Origin of the sequence: Virgibacillus sp. MSJ-26, from assembly GCF_018918075.1 — a bacterium.
Classification (GTDB): Bacteria; Bacillota; Bacilli; order Bacillales; family Amphibacillaceae; genus MSJ-26.
This window is the reverse complement of record NZ_JAHLPW010000002.1, coordinates 16946-35715: the sequence shown is the minus strand read 5'-3', so window position 1 is coordinate 35715 and position 18770 is coordinate 16946. Positions and strand designations below refer to the sequence as shown.

Here is an 18770-nt window from a genome sequence, read left to right as displayed (position 1 = left end):
CCCATCCCACTATTAAATTTCATTCAACTTCCGGAAAATCATCACGATTCATCATATAAATAATATCGCCAACCACATCTTCAAAATCACTCGCCTGGTTTGTCTGCCTTACGAGCTGAGCATTGTCCTCATCTTTATTATTTTCAAAAACAACGTAATGGCTCGCCCCTTCAACCTCAACCCTGAAATACCTCGTACTATTTTGAATACCTGTAGCTGTCTGATTAATCTCATACTCCTCTTCGTAACCATCTGCATCCCTAAACGTCATAACCTTTTCCTTTGAAAAATTAATCTCGACTTGCTTCCCATCTGCCCCTACTGCATACCAATCTCCCGCATATTTATTTGATGGTTTACAGCTCACCAATAAAAACAGCACAAACACACCAAGCACAGTCATTTTACTTAAATTCTTCACGTCATCCCCTCCTGCTTTCCCAATCACCAACCATTATACTTAATACTCAAATAGACGTGCAGTGCAATAAGTACCATTTCAATACTTCAAAAAGACTAAAGCAGCAATCGTTCAGGTCTAAAGAACTAGTATCCTTCCCTCAACAAAAAAACTTCGGACTGGGACACCGTGCCTGTCCCCATGTCCCACACCCAATTCTCCCTTTTTATATAGCGTGCTTTTCTTGTTTAAATTTTACTTTAGTTGTTCCTTGTTTCATTGTTAAGACATTTCCATACAACAACCCAAACATGAGAACAATCCCGCATATCAGAAGGATAATATCACCTATTTTAAAGTATCCATAAATAGCAGCAGCTGTAAGTAGAGTGAAGAAAGGATATAACAAACTATATACAATTAAATACTCAGCACTTTCTGGCCTTATCCATAACTTTCTCTTTTCAAGATTACTTAAATTAACGACCTTTTGTAGATTTCTTTGATTTACTTTACTAATATACATACGTAAAGAAATAACAGAGATGATCATAAAAAGAAAAATAATAATTCCTAGCAGTGACTGGGTTTGAAATTCTATATATCCTGAGATAGACTCCAGTAATTTAGATAATAAAACTGTCATCCCAATTCCAAAAATACTGATAAAGCTTGCCTTCTCTTGTTTTACAGTCGGTGACTTTATCTGGTCTAAAACTTCCTGATCACTGACTTTATACACAGTATGTGGCATCAGCCAATAAACAAATGGAATGAACATTACCCAGATTGGTTGATCTGAATCAATAAGATAATGCTCGTTTTCAATAGATAGGAGCTTATATCTTAATCTCATACTCTTTGCTGTAAAATTCACTTCACATTCCATCTAATTACCCCCAGCCCCAGTTCGTTGGATTAATCGCCCTCCAACCACTTTTAATAGCCTCACATGTGTTTTCAACAAAGTTAGTAGCCATTTCTTTAACTTCTCTGCCAGCTTGATCTAGTTTTTGCCCTATATAAGCGGCACTGCGTAAGAACTTTGGTCTTTCGGATAGTGACAAGCGAAATAGTCAAAGAAGCCAATAACTCCATTTTTATTATGTAAAGGCGCCCTATTTATTATCATTAATTTAATTTCACCACTATTATGTCAAACCACGCTTTCGATTGGGGGTATTTTCATATCTCCTCCCCATCATTAAATGTGATATCAATTTGATTTTTATATAAGGCATATCTTGTTTTTGATAAAGCTAACGATAGTGTTCCAGCCAGTACACTCAAGACAATTCCTCCAAAAAACCACCATTTTGATGGGAATATATATAAAATGAAAAAACAGGCAACAGAGAGTATTATCAATACAAATGAGGATATAATTTGTCTAAGATAAAAATCATTTCCTTTACTTAGATATCGCTCCCACTCTTCCTTAGACAAAGTTACCTTTTGAATATTATCAATCATCTTTATTCCAAGATAGTATCCTAACATTAGCCCTAATATAAAAATAAAAAGGCAAATAATCACATAAGCAAATATGTTATCAAACGGAAGGATTTTTACTGAAAATAACTGTGTAAATGCAAAAAACACAAGAAAACCAAAGGTGAATTTTGAGGCATTTATTTTCTTACCTTCCGCCCTAAAGACTTCTTTTGTCTTGGCATCCAAGTATAGAGTATAACTATTCTCCCTTCCTGGATTTTCTGTATAAAATGGAACAAGTCTCAGGTTTTCATTATTTTGCAAACCGTTCATCCTTTCGTAAAAAATCAACTAAAAGTAAACTTTTAGAGCCTGATGTGACCAGTCACTGCATGCCAATCCCATTTGTAACATTTTTTATCAACAATATCTCTTATTATTCCGCTCCATTATATCATTATAAGCAGGCATCCCCTCAAGCATTTCTACATTATAATTCCGAATGGATAAATCGCCGCTTTTAAACATAGATTCCATTCCTGAAATAAAGGATCGCAATTCATGTAAGGCTTGTTTTGTCTCTTCAAGCGCCCGGCTTCGTATTCATCAAGAATAGTGAGCTCCTCGATAATTTCCCTTGCCTTTTCTTTTCCACGCTGAACATCTTCCACGACCTCAGATTCATCGATCCTTTTCACCGAAACAATTTCTTCTACATCTGCTAAAATTTCATTCGCATCGTCTGTAAGCTCAGTGGCCTTCTTTTCAACTTCATAGTTGCCGTCTTCCACATCATAACTTCTCAAATATTTCTGGCTCACGTTGCCATGCGTATTTGTTTCGAAAGTGTCTACTGCCTATATTATAAAAGCCCATACTTTGACTTTGTATGGGCTTGCTAGGTTTTATTGTTGATAGACTATATACCTTTTACTTTAAAGGCTCTGTTACTTCACCTTTCTTAAATTGACCTTCATTTTCTTCTTTCCAGTCACTAAATAGTTTTTTAAAACGGTCTTCTTCACTGTCTTTAAAACCTTCAAAAATAATTTCATCAATATTTTCCTGATTAAAATAAAATACATTTTCAGGTACTAATCCTTGAGGATAAAAACATCCAGAATAATCGAACATTGTTTGTTCCCCATCTTTTTCAATGATGGGACCACGGTTTAAAATCATTAATTTATTTGTTCCTTCTTTTAAATATACTATTGTTCCTATTGGTAGCAATGGAATTCTCCTCCTTGACTTTAGACAATAGTCTTTATTTTCCCTTTAACTTTTCTGTTCTCTTCCAGTTACTTAATACTACCTACCCTTCTTCAATATTTTCTCACGCTATAATGGGGGTATAAAATTTATTTTAGTTCCTGTAACGTTACTTTTAACTAAAGATTATACGGTATAAATTTCTTTTTCCTAAGTTGGGATGAATGGTAGTTGTATTACATAAAGATAATAATGATAAAAATACTATAAAAGAAAAAATCCCGATAAAATTACTGGTTTGTGTAAATGCGAAGCCTAAGGCTATGATAAAAATTAAAAAAAACAACTGAATAAAAACTGGAACCAGATATTGCCTAAAATACTTAGGCTTCAGTTTTATTGTCCTACTATTTAATTCTGTTAAGTCAACTAATTTACTCAACCTTTTCCCCAATAATTTACGCATATACAATCTAACATTAATTATAATTAAAGTAGATATAATTAAAAGAAATATATTTGACAGTACATTTGTTTGCATACTAAAATCCATGATAGGTTTTAATATTCGCGAAAGTACGGCGGAGCCACCCACACCTAAAATAAAGATGACACCTAAGTTATTGCCATCAGATGTTGACTCTTTTAACTTTTCAACTATTTTATAGTCAGCTTTATATACTTTCTGAGGCATCCACCAAAATAAAAAAGGGATTAAAATTGTCCAAACGGATTCCTCAATATCGATAATATAATAAGCGTCATCCACACTTAAGATTCTATATCTCCTATTTCTAGAGAGAAATTCTACCTCGCACTCCACTAGTTACCACGCCCAATTCATTGGATTTATTGCACTAACACCATCTGATATTACCTCTCCGGCCTGATCTATTTTACGAGCTACCAAATAGTAATGATTCGACATTGTCATAGAAGTGAATAAAGCCATATTTAACACTATTGGCAACTTTAAGCTTTTTTTCAGATTCTCTGAGATTCATACTCCTCTTCATCCTCATCAACTCGAGATGTCATATCAACATCTGAATGATTTAAAATATAGGTATACTCCTGAAAATAGTCGAATTTTATTCCCCCGGCAGGGAATTCCTCTCGTACTTCTTTTTGCTCCTCACCCGTAACCAGTTGCTTCCTACCATAAATCATCAATCGTTTGTTTCCACCTTTTAATAAAACAATTTGGCAACAAAGGTTCCATTACTTAATCACGATTCCTTTTTTATTAAGTTCTTTTTTTTCTCTTTTATTTGGTTTTTGAAATACTACATAATCCATATTAGCTTTCATAAAATAATATCTATGTATAAACTTGGTAGCTATATAAACACATAACAAGGTTAGAAAAAAGTCTACTCCAAGAACATAATAATATTTTAGTATTTCTGCCTCTCCCACAAATTGTCCTACGATATATCCTAATGCGGGGACAATCGCAATGACTGTCGCATATCTTGAGTTTTTATTGTTTTTATCACTATACTTTAGTTTTAAGTGTATATCTTTAAATTTAGTTATTTGATACTTTATTATCACATAAGAACTGATAATTATAGCAAAATTTAATATGATATAGTACATGATTGAATAAATATTTAATGAAAAGTAAGAAATAACCTGGAATATTGTATAAAACGTGATAGCACCAATTGCCCCATATCCACCCAGAAATTTAATTGTTTCTATTTGTGTAGAGTATGGATTTTTAATTAACAAACGCAAGCACCAAAGATTTAATATAATAGCAAAAGGGACCATTATCCATAAAAATTCTATTTTCATTAACGCTAGAAATGACAGTAACAAAGGGAGGTCATATAAAATTAATACGAATGTTGCTGAACCCCACTTTACGTTGTCAATATCAACAAAAGATAGCTGACTAATTACGAAAGGAGGTAAGTTTTTGTATTTTATATCAGGTTTTATTTTCATCTTCAAAATCTCCCCTAATGTAAACCTTTCTGCTCCAGTTGGAATTCGTTTCTAGTTAATATCTCCATTTTCCAAATTACTCTATTCTACGCGTGAGAGCCAAAGTACTTGATTGCTTCATCTTTACTTTTTCAATGGTCTGATTTTCATCCTTTTTCCCAAATTGGGATGAATGGTAGTTGTATTACATAAAGATAATAATGATAGAAATACTATAAAAGAAAAAATCCCGATAAAATTATTAGTCTCTAAAAACAAAAGTATTGCACCGATGACTATGAGTAAAAAAAATAAATAAGAAAAGATTGGGACAATACATTGCTTAAAAAATTTAGGTTTTAATTTTATTGTTTTACCATCTAATTCTTTTATGTCAACAAATTCATCTAATCTATCCCCCAACGAACCACGTATATGTAATCTTAGATATATAATAATTAAAGCAGATATGATTAGCATCAATATATTTACCAGCAACGTTGTCTGTATACTAAAATCCAAGATAGATCTTAATAGTCGAGAAAGTACAGTTGAACCGCCAATACCCAAAATAAAGATGCTAACTAAGTTATTGCCACCAGAAGTTGACGCTCTTAAATTTTCAACTGTCTCAAAATCTACTTTATAGACTCTCTGTGGCATTAACCAAAATAAAAAAGGGATTAAAATTGTCCAAATGGATTCCTCAATATCGATAATATAATAATCGTCACCCACACTTAAGATTCTATACCTTCTATTTCTAGAGAGAAATTCTACCTCGCACTCCACTGGTTACCACACCCAATTCATTGGATTTATTGTACTAAGACCATCTGATATTGCCTCTCTAGCCTTATCTATCACATTTCTAAGCAAGCATTACACTTTTAATTTTTGTAATAGCCAATACTCTTCAAATAATTTTCTTTTGTTTTTGGATATATTTTCGTATAAATTAAAATGAAGATCCAAGTGGTTAAGGCTGACGGTATTATAGGTATTAAGCCTATCGGATTTACAAAGATACCCGCAATTATCAAATACAATAGGAGAAGGTATATAATAGAAATCATAATAAGAAAGAGATAAGATGCATAAGAAAATGCTTGTATACCTACTTTCAAACCACGTTTGTCTAATTTGTCTTGTATTAATTTATTTGCTTTAATTTCATGAATTGCCTTCTTAAAAGGATATAAGAAAAAGTTTTTCATTATTCTTCCCCACCCATTGTTTTAATCATCAATCGTTTGTTACCACCTTTTAATAGGGCAATAGATCCGTTTGGTAATAGCGTACCCATTATTTAATCACGACCCCTTTTTCAACAAATTTTTTCTATTTTTTAGAGGGCTGTTGAAATATTACATAAGAAATATTTGCTCTCATAAAGAAAAACCTATGTATAAACTTCGCTGCTACATATACATCAAAAAGTGTAAAAAAGTAAAATACCACAAGGGCAATAAAGTGCTTTAATATGAACGTGTCTTGAGCACTTTGGCCTAACATGTAACCTATTGCCGGTGCTAACGCTAGTAATCCCATGTACTTAGATTGATTACGGCTCACCTCTTCTTTTAATGGATCTTTAGAATATTTATCAATTTGGTATTTTACTAGTATGGAAGAAATAAATATCGTCACAAAGTTTATGACTATATAATAATAAATAGATGTGATATTAAGAACATAAAACGACATGCCCTGTACCACAATAAATAAAGAGATGGCTCCAATCACGCCATAGACTCCTAGGAATAACACCATCCAAACTGAGTTGAGTACGGATTTTTTATTAAAAGTCTTAATCTCCATAAATGAATAATTATGATAAGCGGTGCAACAACCCATAAGACTTCTATCTTGAATATACTTAATAAGCCCGCAGCTAAAGGAATATCGTACAGGATAAGTATAAGTCCTATAACTGATGTTTTAACATCTGATATAGGTATGAATCCCAATTGTTCCATGAAATGTTGAGATAAATTTTGATGTTTAATAGTAGGGTTTATTTTCACTATTTTCCTCCCAATGTTTTAACTAATATAATTTTCATGTAAACCAGCCGGCAATTGTTTTTATGCCACTTTGCACACCATCTTTTATGTGATTGGTTAAACTTTTCCCTCCAATTTCAATACCTGCAACATATGAAACTACATAGGACATTCCAAAAGTACGTTTATTGGTCCGTTTGGCTCGTGGGATAAATGCAGGCGGAACAATCAAAATAACCAATAACCCCATCTTTATTATGCAGAGGTGCTCTACTAATAATCATTAATTTAACTTTTCCTTCATTGAGACTAGCAACACTACCTATAGGTAATATTTTCATCTTCTTCCCCTCCATTATTTAGATTGATATCAAGTTTATTTTTATATAATTGGTATCTGGTTTTTGATAAAATTATAGCCTGGGTTCCTGTCAGTATACTCAATAAAACCCCTCCGAAAAACCACCATCTGGAAGGTACTATGGTGAAACATACAAAGCAGGCTAAAGAAGCTAAAACCAATATCACGACAAATACTATCTGTCTAATATAATAATGATTACCTTGTTTAAGGCATTGTTTCCATTCTTCCGTGGATAAGGAAATCTTTTTCACATTTTCAAGCATTTTAAAGCTCAGATAATGTCCAAGTGATACACATAAAATCATTACAATAGAACAAACAGTCAGTAAAGCAAATTTATTATCAAGAGGAAAGATTTCAATAGGGAAAAACTGTACAAATGGATAGAATATTAATATCAAAAACGTAAACATGGGCGCACTTATATTTTTATTTTCCCCCTTGAAAATAGATTTGGTTTGAGTTTCAACAAATAAACTGTAACTATTTTCTTTACCGGGATTCTTTGCACAGAAGGGAACAAGTGTTAACTTCTGATCTCTTTTCATATCGTTCCTCCTTTCGACAATGATTAACTAAAAGCCGATTGCAAGAACCCAATGGTCCCACTCACGGCATTACCAATGCCTTTTTTACATCTTTACCAATATCTACTACCCCATCAACAATATCTCTTCCCCATTTATCATATACCATATCAAATCCTTTAGCTGCAAATGAACCAATCACAAGACCCGAGACAACTGCGATTGCTGTAGTTCCTATGATGCTCCAGTTCCCGCTTCAGATGCAACTGGACCGAGGTTTAAAAATATATAGGTCGTTTCTTTATCCACTCTTCAGCTCCTTTTACTGCTGAATCGCAATTGATTCAAATGTATCTACCGCTTCTTTCATTTCCTTTTGCAGGTTACTATAATCAATTAACGAATGATGAAGTAAACTCATGAAAGGTTCATAAAAGTGCCTATAAAAAGAATGGCCTCCAGAACCCAATCCTATCAGTATACCCAAGAAAACCTACACACCCACCATCTCTGCAACGAGTATCACAAAGGCCCGTACTCAATTTAGTATGGGCTTGTTCAAGTAAGTTGGTACATTTAGTTTTTATTTTTGTGATCTACTAACTATTCAAGCATTATTATTCTACAACATTAAATTTCGGATAAGGAACTTCTTTAATCTTTTCTTCATATTGGTTTTGAAAAAGCTCCTCATCTTCATCTACATATCCCTCATGATAAACTTCAGCAATATCTTCATGATTAAAGAAGTAAGCTTGTTGATCGGTTGGACCAGTGGGATAAATACAGGCGGAATAATCAAAATAACCAATAACCCCATCTTTATTATGCAGAGGCGCTCTACTAATAATTATTAATTTAACTTTTCCTTCATTGAGACTAACAACACTACCTATAGGTCAAATTTTCATTATATTTCCCTCCGTCATTTAAGTTGACATCAAGTTGATTTTTGTATAATAAGTATCTTGTTTTTGAAAGCAATGTGAGTTGACTTCCTGCGAGTATACTCATCATTATTCCACCAAAGAACCACCATTTGGAGGGAAATATGTACAGGAGAACAAAGCAAACTACTGTAAGAATCAGCAAAAGCATTGCAAAGATAGCTTGCCTAGGATAAAAACGTTTGGACTCTTTAAGATAATATTCCCACTCGGATTCTTCCAGATTAAACTTATTAATATTTGTAAACATTTTCCCACGCATGTTATATCCTAATATCATTGAAATAACGGAAAAGATTAAACACATCAATAAAAACGTATATAGGTTATTCATCGGTAAGAATTCAATTGAAAACAATCTTGTAAATACTAAGACTAAAAAGAAAATAAGTAAAAAGCTAGATGTATTTACTTCCTTATCTTCAGCCTTATAAAGATTATTAGTGTTCGCATCTATGCACAAAGTATAGCTATCTTCCTTCCCGGGATTTTCTGTTAGAAACGGAATCAGTTTTAATTGAGTGTTATCTTTCAAATTATTCATCCTTTCCATGGTGACTAACTAATCTTTCAAAGTATACCCAAGGAAACCTACATACCTTACTTCTCTGCAAAAATATTACAAAAGCCCATACTCAATTTTGTATGGGCTTGTTCCAGTAAGTTGGTACATTTGGTTTTTATTTTGTAATCTACTAACTATTCAAGCATTATTATTCTACAACACTAAATTTCGGATATGGAACTTCTTTAATCTTTTCTTCATATTGATTTTGAAAAAGTTCCTCATCTTCATCTACATATCCCTCATGATAAACTTCATCGATATCTTCATGATTAAAAAAGTATGCTTGTTGATCCATTTGACCACCTGGATAAACACATGCGGAATAATCAAAATAACCAATTACGCCATCTTTATTATGTAATGGAGCCCTATTTATAATCATTAATTTAACTTCACCCTCATTAAGACGGATAACACTACCAATAGGTAATATCTTCATCTTCTTCACCTCCATTGTTCCAGTTAATATCTAGTTTGTTTTTATATAATAAATATTTTGTTTTTGAAAATGAGGTTAATCCAGCGCCTGCCATTATGCCCGAAATAATACCACCAAAGAACCACCAGCTGGACGGAAAAATGTACAAGAAAACAAAACAAACGATAGTGATCAATAGCAATAACGATGGTAATATAAACTGCCTGAAATAAAATTGATTAAATGTTTCTAAGCAACGTTTCCATTCCTCAGAAGATAAAGTAACTCTTCTATAATTCTCCAGCATTCTCGGGCTTATATAATATCCAAGAAATACACTTAAAGACATCACAATAACACAAACGCTAATAAATTGAATAATATTATCTAACGGAATGATAGTAACGGGAAATAATTCTATAATCGGATAACCTAATATAATTAAAAAAGTGACTTTTGCAGAACTAATATTTTTAGCATCCGCTTTAAATATAGTATTTGTTCTGGAATCTATGTATAACGTATAACTGTCGTCTTTTCCAGGATTATACGTATAAAAAGGAACTAGACTTCGATATATTTCATTCCTCAAATCATTCATCCTTTCTCTAAATCTAACTAAAAGCGGACTTTAATGAGCCAAAAAATCCAGTCACGGCATCTCCAATATTTTCGGTAACATTTTTCCCAATATCTACAACACCATCAACAACTTCTCTTCCCCATTTATCATATACCATATCAAATCCTTTTGCAGCAAGCGAACCAAGTACAAAACCAGCTCCAACAGCGACTATTGGTATTAGTCCCCCAGACACTCCAAGAGCAGTTGCAACCGTACCAACAATAGCAGTACCCGCGATTCTACCAACATTCGCTGTACCTATATGTCCTATCGCCTTAATGGTTGCATGCTCCACATCCTCACCACTATACACCTGTGCACCACTATCCAGTGCTGCCCCAATAAAAGTTGGACCGTGTTTAGCTCCAAAATTAACTACATTTCGTACTTGATCTTTAAAGCGATCAGTGAGGGTAAGACTTATGTTTGCTCCAGTTCCCGCTTCAGATGCAACTGGACCGAGGTTTAAAAATATATCGGTCGTTTTCTTTATCCACTCTTCAGCTCCTTTTACTGCAGCATCGATAACTTCTCCTTTAGCTTTGCTTTTCAAAAAGTCTTTTATGAAACTAGCACCTGTGCTAACAACACCTGAAAACACAGTCGTGAATGTATTATTATCTACTTCCTCGTTTTTATAATCTTGATAGACGGCCTCTATATATGCACGGGAATCATTATCCATCTCAGATAATTCCGTTCCATTAAGCTCTTGCATTATAATTTTAAAGGTTTCTCTATCAATTTCTCCATTTTCCAAGTCAGCATAAACTGAGTTTAAAAATTCTTGACCATTTTTATCTAGTTTTGTTGACAATTCATCTTTCATCTTCTCAATCTCTGACAATGGCATTTTTTCTATATCTTCACCATATCTAGCTGAAATCGTGGTCCGATCTTTATTATTAATCCGATCCATTATATCATTATAAGCAGGCATCCCCTCAAGCATTTCTACATTATAATTCCGAATGGATAAGTCGCCACTTTTAAACATGGATTCCATTCCTGAAATAAAAGATCGCAATTCGTGTAAGGCTTGTTTTGTCTCTTCCAGGCGCCCGGCTTCGTATTCATCAAGAATAGTGAGCTCCTCGACAATTTCCTTTGCCTTTTCTTTTCCTCTCTGAACATCTTCCACGACCTCTGATTCATCGATCCTTTTCACCGAAACAATTTCTTCTACATCCGCTAAAATTTCATTCGCATCGTCCGTAAGCTCCGTGGCCGTTTTCTCCACCTTCGCAAAGCCTTCATCCACATCCGTCTCTAAAAACTCCTGATTGACGTAGCCACTGGAATTTGATTCAAAAGTACCCACCGCTTCTTTCATGTCCTTAAGTAGATTACTATAATCGATTAAAAACTGATGAAATAAAACCAAGAATGGTTCATGGGCATCTCTGTAAAAGGCGCGGATAGCCTCTCCTCCTTGCCCTCTCAAAGCATCCTCCAATGTATGAAAACCATGGACAGACTTTTGTAGCGCTTGAATTTGATCACGTTTTGATTCAATGTCTTGAACTGTAAAATCAATTCCATCTTGTAAACTGCTCACATCCAACACTTTCAATTTAAGCACCTCCTAAAAACATGTCTGTTGAAAAAATCCTGATGATGAGTACACCATATAGATTATTTCATTAAACGAATATCACCCGCGACCATTCGCTCCGTCTCTTGGAATTCCGCTACCGAATCATCTGTTGATTGAACATTATTTTCAAATAAAGCTTTAAACTGAACAAGTAATTCATCACACTCTTGTTTGATTTCATTGTAAAGTGTTACCACCTCAAGTTTATTGTCCCCTTCAATGTCTTGACCAAATGTCGTCTCCAACCCTTGAATGGACGAGCGCAGTTCTGAAATCCCTTGTTCGACAGGGACACGGGTTACTTTAATTTCACCACTCATGATTCACTCTCCACCTCCCGCTTTTGTGCCAATAAACTTTCTCGTCGTGATTCCAAAGAAGAAATTGTTCCTTCAAGAGAGCTGATTTCTTCTTCTAGCACTTCAATTTGGTCACCTATTTTGTCTTCTGCATCATCAATTTGCTCTTTAGGAATAGCCACAAAACTGACCTGTAATTGGTTCTCTCTGATATCATCCAAATCACTGGCGTTTTCACCGTGCAAGGTCTTTGATGTAAACTCAGGCTCAAGACAAATATCCTTTTTACCAATGAAGTCACTCTTATTACTCGCAAGCTTCGTTAGAGCATCTTCTAACTTACTTAGCTTCTCTTCCTTTTCCATAATTTGCATTTGAGCTGACCCTATCTGTCGCTCCGTTTCCATAAGATACGTATTAATACTGGCTAAATCTGACATATTTTCACCCCACCACGTCATCCTCATCCGTCCAATCTAATCTTAAACTAAGATTAAATACTTTTTTCAACTTTAAAAATTATTATACTTGATTATATACTGAATTTGTAGTGTATTTAGTACTGTTTCTCTAGCCGAAAAGCTTGATAAACATCGATTGTTAGTACTAAATAACTAGTAAAACTAGTTCTAATTATTCCCATCAAAAAACCTCGGCCTGGGACACCGTGCCTGTCCCCACGTCCCAAGCCGAAGTTTCATTAATGGGTTTTCATTTTATCGGGAAGTGCATGGATGGAATCTATCAATATGTCGAGCTTCCCCTCTATGCGATGTAGCAAATACAGCGTCACCACAATTGGAAACCCCACCTCTCTGACAAATGGAATCCAAGCGTCCATATAAATGACCTCCTTTTCAACAAGTTAATCTGAAAAATATCCCCCTAATAAAACAGACCAGCTAACAATCGCTGGTCCTGTTTTAATACATCCATTCACTTTAATAAATCTCAATCTCTTCCACCTGACGGTCAACAACACGCGCTAACTTCTTAGCAACAAGATCACCGCCGCCTGACGTAAACGCATCCTGAGCAATAATCTCATCCATCACATCATTAACCAACTGCTCATCAACCGGTTCAGCAGGATTATCCAATGAATACGTCACCGTTTTACCATCATAATTTTCAAATTGCAACTCCAACTTTTTCATCAGTCCACCTCCTTTCACGAAGTCAAAAAGACCTTTTTTAAAAAAATCCAGACGTGCCGCTCACCCATAAATCTACATGTCGGTTAAATTATTCTGATGTGATTTCAGAGTTGTCACGTCTTTCTACAGTGTGCAACTCGTGCTGTTGTAAACTTGCGATGCCTTGAGCGATCTCGAATAATTGTTCCGCCGTTGCGTTTTCTTTCACATTATTAAAGCTTTTCGCTTTATAAATAGGATCCCCAGTTTCAAGGTCATCCCCTGTGTAAAACACTAGGCGTAATGATGAACTCTTCATTTTAGCTTCTGCCATGTTTACCACCTCCTTCACTACTACAATCGTTCGAACTAGGACTTAGGTGGCATCTGATGATTAAATTATTTTCCCGTGGGAAATGATAACTACATATAGTTTAAGGGCTGTCCCTTACGTAAAGTTATTACTTTAGCTTTTAGACTACACATTTCTGACTACTTATTGTAGAATAATTAACAAATGTGTAAGGAGTCCTATTATGAATGTGATTAAACGTTCCAAGAAAAAGTGGATTTGGATAACGGTTTCAATTATCTTAATCTTGCTAATTTCCGGGGGAGCTTATGCTGCCCACTTATATAATAAAACATCAAATGTCATTGAAGAATCCCATGAAAAGGTCGGCCGAGATAATGAACATTCCGCTCTTCGCGAAGAAGCAGTAGACCCAATCGAAGATAACGTGACTGTGTTATTTCTTGGTGTCGATACGAGTGAAGAACGAGCTTATGAAGAAAAAAGCCGGACAGATGCTATGCTTGTCGCTACATTTAATAAAGATGAAGGAACTGTTAAACTACTAAGTATCCCTAGAGACACATATGTCTACGTCCCTGAAATCGGCTACAACACTAAAATCAACCATGCACACTTCCATGGTGGTCCAAAAGCATCAGTAGAAACAGTAGAAGATTACCTAAACGTTCCAATTGACTATTATGTCAGTTTAAATTTCGAAGCGTTCATCGAAGTTGTCGATTCATTAAATGGCATTACGTATGACGTCCCTTATGAAATGGAGGAAATGGATTCAAAAGATAAAACAGATGCCATTCACCTCTATCCAGGACGACAAAAACTAGATGGCGAAGAAGCATTGGCATTAGTGCGAACACGAAAATATGATAGCGATATAGAACGAGGCAAGCGTCAACAAGAGGTCATCGAAATCATTGCCGATAAAGTAACGTCCGCATCATCAATTTTCAAACTAAATCAGTTAATTGAAGCCATCCGCCCTAACCTAAAAACAGATCTATACATGAACGATATTAAAAGTTTCATGGAATATGGACTCGATAAAGACTTTAACATCGAAAAGATAAACCTTGAGGGTGATGGCGATTATATGGATGACGGATTATGGTATTTTCATGCAGACGAAGATAGTTTAATAGACGTGCAACGCGAATTGCGCAATCATTTAGATTTGCCTGCTTATAGTTCTGATGATGACGATGAGTATAACGAATATGATGATCACAATGATGTTGATAATAATGATGATTCATTTCAAGAAAACAATGACCACCAAGAAGATGACTCACATATTAAAGAATCATAGATATAAAAAGCAAAGCAGCTCTTAACTTTTCAGTTAATAAGCTGCTTTTTTCTCACATAGTTATAGTAATAATCTAACAGATACCCTATTCTCTTTTAAACCTCATCCTTACAGCAAACTCTAACACTTTCAATAGTCTTTTAAAGCGTACAGTTGGCTGCTTTAAAAATCGGTAAAACCATTCTAAATTTAATTTAATCCAAAACTGTGGTGCTCGCTTCACCTCGCCGGTCAACGTATCAAAACTGCCGCCAACGCCCATGAACAACCCTTTATCAAATTCCGGCATATGGCGAGCAATCCATTTTTCCTGCCTGGGCATACCAAGCGCTACAAAAATAAGATCGGGATTGGCTTTCCGTATCTTTTCAGCAATAGACTTATCAGCAATATCAAAAAAACCATGATGTCGACCTACAATGTTTATGTCAGGGTATTTCTTTTCAACTTCTTTAACTGCTTTTTCATTAACCGCTTCTTTCGCCCCTAAAAAATAACAGCTTAATTTTTCCTTATCTGCGTATTCTAGCAAATCAAACATTAATTCAAAACCAGGAATTCTTTCTTTTAAAGGATCATTTATCCAATTGGACGCTTTCACAATCCCAATCCCATCTGGAATAACATAATCAGCAGACTGAAGAATTGCTTTAAATTCGGCATCTTCACGAGATTTCATAACAAATTCAGGATTTGCCGTAACTAAAAAGCTTTTCTCCCCGTGTTCAAGACGCGGATAAAGGTCTTTTTCAAGCAGTGATTGCCTCGTTGTATTGTAAAAGTTAATATCCATAATCATAACTAGATTTTTTTCCATGATTTGAAACCTCTCTCACTAAACTGTCAAAATAAATTAAATTTACCATTTAAAAACAATGTGATATGTTGTCGAATTTATACTTTTCATTATGTCTATTGTACTATATAATAAAGATAACATTTAGTAAGTTAATGATTCTTTGTGTTCAAATTGTAATCAAAATGTGATTTACTAATCGCCTAATTCATAGTAGAATTAATATTGGTTTATTATTTACTGAAAAATGTCATATACAAAATTATGATATCATTTAATAATTAAGAGTGCTATCATTTTTAGTGATTTATGGGAATACGAGAAATGATTTAATCATTAGTCACAATGGTGAGGTCTGTCGTTTCCCCATTTAATATAAATAACGGAGACTTTTAAATAAAGGGGAAGTTTAATATGTCAAAATATAAAACACCAAATTCTAGGGTGGTGCAACATAAAAAGAAACGAAAGTTAAGGAAAAGAGTTTTCTTTGTGCTAATACCTTTAGTCGTCTTTTTATCAGCCCTCGGTTATGCGGCCTATCTTTACATGCAGGCTGATTCGGTACTTTCTGACGCTTACGATGATAGTGGTAAAGAAAAGTCAGATCTTCGCGAAAAAATTGTTGACCCGAAGTTTGATAATGTGTCCGTCCTAATTATGGGTGTTGATTCCAGTGAAAAAAGAGAGAACGCTGACACTTCACGGACAGATACCATGATGGTGGCCACATTAAACAAGGAAGATAATTCAGTTAATCTGCTAAGCATACCGCGTGATTCGTATGTTTATATTCCCGAAGTTGGACGTGAATCAAAAATCAACCACGCACATGCTTATGGCGGTACAGATGCAGCAAGAGAAACCGTTGAAAATTTATTAGATATTCCAATCGATTATTATGTGAAAGTCAACTTTGAGGCCTTTATTGATGTCGTTGACGCGATAGACGGAATTGATTTTGACGTTCCTTATGAATTTCAAGAACAAGACTCTAAAGACAAAGCCAATGCCATCCATTTATTAGCAGGAGAACAAAAGCTTGACGGTGAAGAAGCGTTAGCTCTTGCCAGAACACGTAAAAAGGATAATGATGTTGAGCGCGGCAAAAGACAACAAGAAATTATTAAAGCCATTATGGATAAATCAACTTCACTAAGTTCAATTCTGAAGTTTGATGATATTATTCGGGCTGTTGGAAGCAATATGTCAACAAACATGTCACCAAGCGAAGTGAAAAGTTTTGTTTCTTATGGTACAAAAGGAAACTTGGACATCAATACATTAACATTAGAAGGTAATGACTACCAACCAGGTTCCACATATTACTGGCAAATTGACGAATTGGCTTTAGAAGATACTAAAAAAACACTCCAAGAACATCTTGATTATCGGTCCACAACATTAACCGATAACAACGAACAAGAAAACTCTGTAGACAGAGCAAGCGGATATTAAAAAAGAGCTGACTTTAAAAGTCAGCTCTTTTTTTGAGTAAACATATTACTACCGCACAATTTGGTAGTGTTCTCCTCCGACCTATGGGTGAGGCCGCGCGACCTGGACGGGATGCTGCGCGACCTGAGTGGGTTCCCGCTCGACCTAAGCGAGTTACCGCCCGACCTGGACGGGTTACCGCGCGACCTGAGCGGGTTGTCGCCCGACTGAACGAATATTACGCAACAGAGAAGTTTTCCCAACAAATTAAAAAACGGGACCCAATCTCTTATGAGAACTGGATCCCGTTTAAATTCAACGTTCCTTAGTCAGTATCTCTCCCGAATCGCTTTAACGAAATTAGTCAACGGTTTATAGTTTTCATTAATCAGTCCTAAGCTTTCGATGAGTACTTGTAGAACTAAAATCGCAATACTAAAGATTAATGCCGAGCCCCACATCGTTGTCATTGAAAATAAAATCGCCGCTAAACTAAACATCGCGCTTAACGAGTAAATGAATAAAACCGTTTGTCTATGCGTAAATCCAGACTTGACGAGTCGATGATGCAAGTGCGAGCTATCCGGGCTCGTCATCGGCTGTTTATTAATAAACCTCCGCACCATAGCAATCAATGTATCCGCTATCGGTACACCCAAAATAAAAATTGGGATAATAAACGAGATCACCGTGACATTCTTAAACCCAAGCAAGGATAAAACGGCAATCATATAGCCTAAAAACAGCGCACCCGTATCCCCCATAAATATCTTGGCAGGATGAAAATTATAACGCAGAAAGCCAACCGTACTGAAAAATAGCAAAATCGCCATTGTAAACACATAAACGTTTCCCATAATAACGGCCATACCTGAGATTGTGAAAAGCGCAATCGACGACACACCTGCCGCTAAGCCATCAAGCCCATCAATAAAATTAATTGCATTGGTAACCCCAACAATCCAGAAAACTGTAATAATGGAACTCAATATTCCGAATTCAACTTGTCCTCCAAATGGCAAATTAATAAACTCAACCTGGAGTCCGCCCCATAGCACGATGACAGCTGCCACTCCAAACTGAATAAAAAATTTCAGTTTGGCAGATAAATCATACAAGTCATCAATAATTCCCATCACCAAAATAACAACCGCACCACCAACAATAAACAGATGATACGTATTTTCCGGACGTAAAATCACCAAACCTATCATAAAACTCGTAAAAATAGCCAATCCACCCAATGTGGGGATTGGATTTTTGTGTACCTTACGTTGATTTGGCTTATCAGTAATATTCCATTTTTTAATATACTTTATAAATATCGGTGTTATTAACAACGATATAATTAAACTCAAAAAGGCTAAGAGCGTTATCTTAATCATCTAGCCCACCTCGATTTTTTGGGAGCATATAGTATGCATAAGCTATAATATTCTATATTTCT

30 protein-coding genes and 1 pseudogene are annotated in these 18770 nt (G+C 35.1%); 2 read left to right on the top strand and 29 right to left on the bottom strand.

The window, feature by feature from the left end; all coding sequences use genetic code 11:
- Window positions 1-19 precede the first annotated feature (19 nt).
- The 27 genes and pseudogenes from KQI49_RS00860 to KQI49_RS00735 form a co-directional block, all read right to left on the bottom strand.
- On the bottom strand, window positions 20-421 hold the full coding sequence (locus KQI49_RS00860; RefSeq protein WP_216485881.1) for a hypothetical protein: 402 nt from the start codon (window positions 419-421) through the stop codon (window positions 20-22).
- A gap of 205 nt (window positions 422-626) precedes the next feature.
- Window positions 627-1289, bottom strand: coding sequence for a DUF443 family protein (locus KQI49_RS00855; RefSeq protein WP_216485879.1), 663 nt, complete (start codon window positions 1287-1289; stop codon window positions 627-629).
- Window positions 1290-1418: 129 nt separating this feature from the next.
- The gene (locus KQI49_RS18835) at window positions 1419-1532 is read right to left on the bottom strand and encodes a hypothetical protein (RefSeq protein WP_371817489.1); all 114 of its coding nucleotides are present in this window, start codon (window positions 1530-1532) and stop codon (window positions 1419-1421) included.
- 53 nt (window positions 1533-1585) lie between these two features.
- Window positions 1586-2158: a hypothetical protein gene (locus KQI49_RS00850; RefSeq protein ID WP_216485877.1), complete on the bottom strand. Its 573-nt coding sequence runs from the start codon at window positions 2156-2158 to the stop codon at window positions 1586-1588.
- Window positions 2159-2319: 161 nt separating this feature from the next.
- A pseudogene (locus KQI49_RS00845) lies at window positions 2320-2673 on the bottom strand (T7SS effector LXG polymorphic toxin); the annotation flags it as partial.
- 91 nt (window positions 2674-2764) lie between these two features.
- The gene (locus KQI49_RS00840) at window positions 2765-3067 is read right to left on the bottom strand and encodes a DUF4176 domain-containing protein (RefSeq protein WP_216485873.1); all 303 of its coding nucleotides are present in this window, start codon (window positions 3065-3067) and stop codon (window positions 2765-2767) included.
- Window positions 3068-3221: 154 nt separating this feature from the next.
- On the bottom strand, window positions 3222-3869 hold the full coding sequence (locus KQI49_RS00835) for a DUF443 family protein (protein ID WP_216485871.1): 648 nt from the start codon (window positions 3867-3869) through the stop codon (window positions 3222-3224).
- A gap of 161 nt (window positions 3870-4030) precedes the next feature.
- Window positions 4031-4219, bottom strand: a complete 189-nt coding sequence (locus KQI49_RS00830; protein ID WP_216485869.1) for a hypothetical protein — start codon at window positions 4217-4219, stop codon at window positions 4031-4033.
- 48 nt (window positions 4220-4267) lie between these two features.
- Complete coding sequence (locus tag KQI49_RS00825) at window positions 4268-5002, bottom strand: hypothetical protein (RefSeq protein ID WP_216485867.1); 735 nt, start codon at window positions 5000-5002, stop codon at window positions 4268-4270.
- A gap of 123 nt (window positions 5003-5125) precedes the next feature.
- Window positions 5126-5773, bottom strand: a complete 648-nt coding sequence (locus tag KQI49_RS00820) for a DUF443 family protein (protein ID WP_216485865.1) — start codon at window positions 5771-5773, stop codon at window positions 5126-5128.
- Between the two features lie 98 nt (window positions 5774-5871).
- Window positions 5872-6198 (bottom strand): hypothetical protein, encoded by a 327-nt coding sequence (locus KQI49_RS00815; RefSeq protein WP_216485863.1) that lies wholly within the window; start codon window positions 6196-6198, stop codon window positions 5872-5874.
- Entirely contained in the window at window positions 6198-6287 is a 90-nt protein-coding gene (locus KQI49_RS00810) for a DUF4176 domain-containing protein (protein ID WP_216485862.1), read from the bottom strand. Before KQI49_RS00810 ends, KQI49_RS00815 begins: the two co-directional genes overlap by 1 nt.
- 35 nt (window positions 6288-6322) lie before the next feature.
- Complete coding sequence (locus tag KQI49_RS00805; protein WP_216485860.1) at window positions 6323-6727, bottom strand: hypothetical protein; 405 nt, start codon at window positions 6725-6727, stop codon at window positions 6323-6325.
- 315 nt (window positions 6728-7042) lie between these two features.
- Window positions 7043-7228 (bottom strand): hypothetical protein, encoded by a 186-nt coding sequence (locus KQI49_RS00800; RefSeq protein WP_216486354.1) that lies wholly within the window; start codon window positions 7226-7228, stop codon window positions 7043-7045.
- Complete coding sequence (locus KQI49_RS18830; protein ID WP_216485858.1) at window positions 7173-7328, bottom strand: DUF4176 domain-containing protein; 156 nt, start codon at window positions 7326-7328, stop codon at window positions 7173-7175. The genes KQI49_RS00800 and KQI49_RS18830 overlap by 56 nt, the downstream gene beginning before the upstream one ends.
- Complete coding sequence (locus KQI49_RS00790; protein WP_216485856.1) at window positions 7306-7899, bottom strand: hypothetical protein; 594 nt, start codon at window positions 7897-7899, stop codon at window positions 7306-7308. The genes KQI49_RS18830 and KQI49_RS00790 overlap by 23 nt, the downstream gene beginning before the upstream one ends.
- A gap of 301 nt (window positions 7900-8200) precedes the next feature.
- Window positions 8201-8365: a hypothetical protein gene (locus tag KQI49_RS00785; RefSeq protein ID WP_216485854.1), complete on the bottom strand. Its 165-nt coding sequence runs from the start codon at window positions 8363-8365 to the stop codon at window positions 8201-8203.
- Between the two features lie 130 nt (window positions 8366-8495).
- Window positions 8496-8726 (bottom strand): DUF4176 domain-containing protein, encoded by a 231-nt coding sequence (locus KQI49_RS18825; protein WP_371817497.1) that lies wholly within the window; start codon window positions 8724-8726, stop codon window positions 8496-8498.
- A 40-nt stretch (window positions 8727-8766) separates the two neighbouring features.
- Window positions 8767-9360: a hypothetical protein gene (locus KQI49_RS00775; RefSeq protein ID WP_216485852.1), complete on the bottom strand. Its 594-nt coding sequence runs from the start codon at window positions 9358-9360 to the stop codon at window positions 8767-8769.
- A gap of 178 nt (window positions 9361-9538) precedes the next feature.
- The gene (locus KQI49_RS00770) at window positions 9539-9832 is read right to left on the bottom strand and encodes a DUF4176 domain-containing protein (protein WP_253286593.1); all 294 of its coding nucleotides are present in this window, start codon (window positions 9830-9832) and stop codon (window positions 9539-9541) included.
- On the bottom strand, window positions 9810-10403 hold the full coding sequence (locus KQI49_RS00765) for a hypothetical protein (protein ID WP_216485851.1): 594 nt from the start codon (window positions 10401-10403) through the stop codon (window positions 9810-9812). Before KQI49_RS00765 ends, KQI49_RS00770 begins: the two co-directional genes overlap by 23 nt.
- Before the next feature lie 22 nt (window positions 10404-10425).
- Window positions 10426-12003 carry a T7SS effector LXG polymorphic toxin gene (locus KQI49_RS00760; protein ID WP_371817496.1) on the bottom strand — a complete coding sequence of 526 codons (1578 nt, stop codon included), beginning with the start codon at window positions 12001-12003 and terminating at the stop codon, window positions 10426-10428.
- Between the two features lie 68 nt (window positions 12004-12071).
- Entirely contained in the window at window positions 12072-12353 is a 282-nt protein-coding gene (locus tag KQI49_RS00755; RefSeq protein ID WP_216485847.1) for a YwqI/YxiC family protein, read from the bottom strand.
- Window positions 12350-12793 (bottom strand): YwqH-like family protein, encoded by a 444-nt coding sequence (locus KQI49_RS00750; protein ID WP_216485845.1) that lies wholly within the window; start codon window positions 12791-12793, stop codon window positions 12350-12352. Before KQI49_RS00750 ends, KQI49_RS00755 begins: the two co-directional genes overlap by 4 nt.
- Before the next feature lie 239 nt (window positions 12794-13032).
- Entirely contained in the window at window positions 13033-13173 is a 141-nt protein-coding gene (locus tag KQI49_RS00745) for a YvrJ family protein (RefSeq protein WP_216485844.1), read from the bottom strand.
- Between the two features lie 100 nt (window positions 13174-13273).
- Window positions 13274-13489 carry a DUF2922 domain-containing protein gene (locus KQI49_RS00740; RefSeq protein WP_216485842.1) on the bottom strand — a complete coding sequence of 72 codons (216 nt, stop codon included), beginning with the start codon at window positions 13487-13489 and terminating at the stop codon, window positions 13274-13276.
- An 88-nt stretch (window positions 13490-13577) separates the two neighbouring features.
- Complete coding sequence (locus tag KQI49_RS00735; RefSeq protein WP_216485840.1) at window positions 13578-13802, bottom strand: DUF1659 domain-containing protein; 225 nt, start codon at window positions 13800-13802, stop codon at window positions 13578-13580.
- Window positions 13803-14004: 202 nt separating this feature from the next.
- On the opposite strand from KQI49_RS00735, the gene KQI49_RS00730 reads away from it, so the two are divergent.
- The gene (locus KQI49_RS00730; RefSeq protein ID WP_216485839.1) at window positions 14005-15090 is read left to right on the top strand and encodes an LCP family protein; all 1086 of its coding nucleotides are present in this window, start codon (window positions 14005-14007) and stop codon (window positions 15088-15090) included.
- A gap of 85 nt (window positions 15091-15175) precedes the next feature.
- On the opposite strand, the gene KQI49_RS00725 is transcribed toward KQI49_RS00730, so the two are convergent.
- Window positions 15176-15907: a WecB/TagA/CpsF family glycosyltransferase gene (locus tag KQI49_RS00725; protein ID WP_216485837.1), complete on the bottom strand. Its 732-nt coding sequence runs from the start codon at window positions 15905-15907 to the stop codon at window positions 15176-15178.
- 393 nt (window positions 15908-16300) lie between these two features.
- On the opposite strand from KQI49_RS00725, the gene KQI49_RS00720 reads away from it, so the two are divergent.
- On the top strand, window positions 16301-17344 hold the full coding sequence (locus KQI49_RS00720; RefSeq protein ID WP_216485835.1) for an LCP family protein: 1044 nt from the start codon (window positions 16301-16303) through the stop codon (window positions 17342-17344).
- Window positions 17345-17652: 308 nt separating this feature from the next.
- Here KQI49_RS00720 and KQI49_RS00715 read toward each other — a convergent pair whose 3' ends face one another.
- The gene (locus KQI49_RS00715; RefSeq protein ID WP_216485833.1) at window positions 17653-18708 is read right to left on the bottom strand and encodes a glycosyltransferase family 4 protein; all 1056 of its coding nucleotides are present in this window, start codon (window positions 18706-18708) and stop codon (window positions 17653-17655) included.
- Window positions 18709-18770 lie beyond the last annotated feature (62 nt).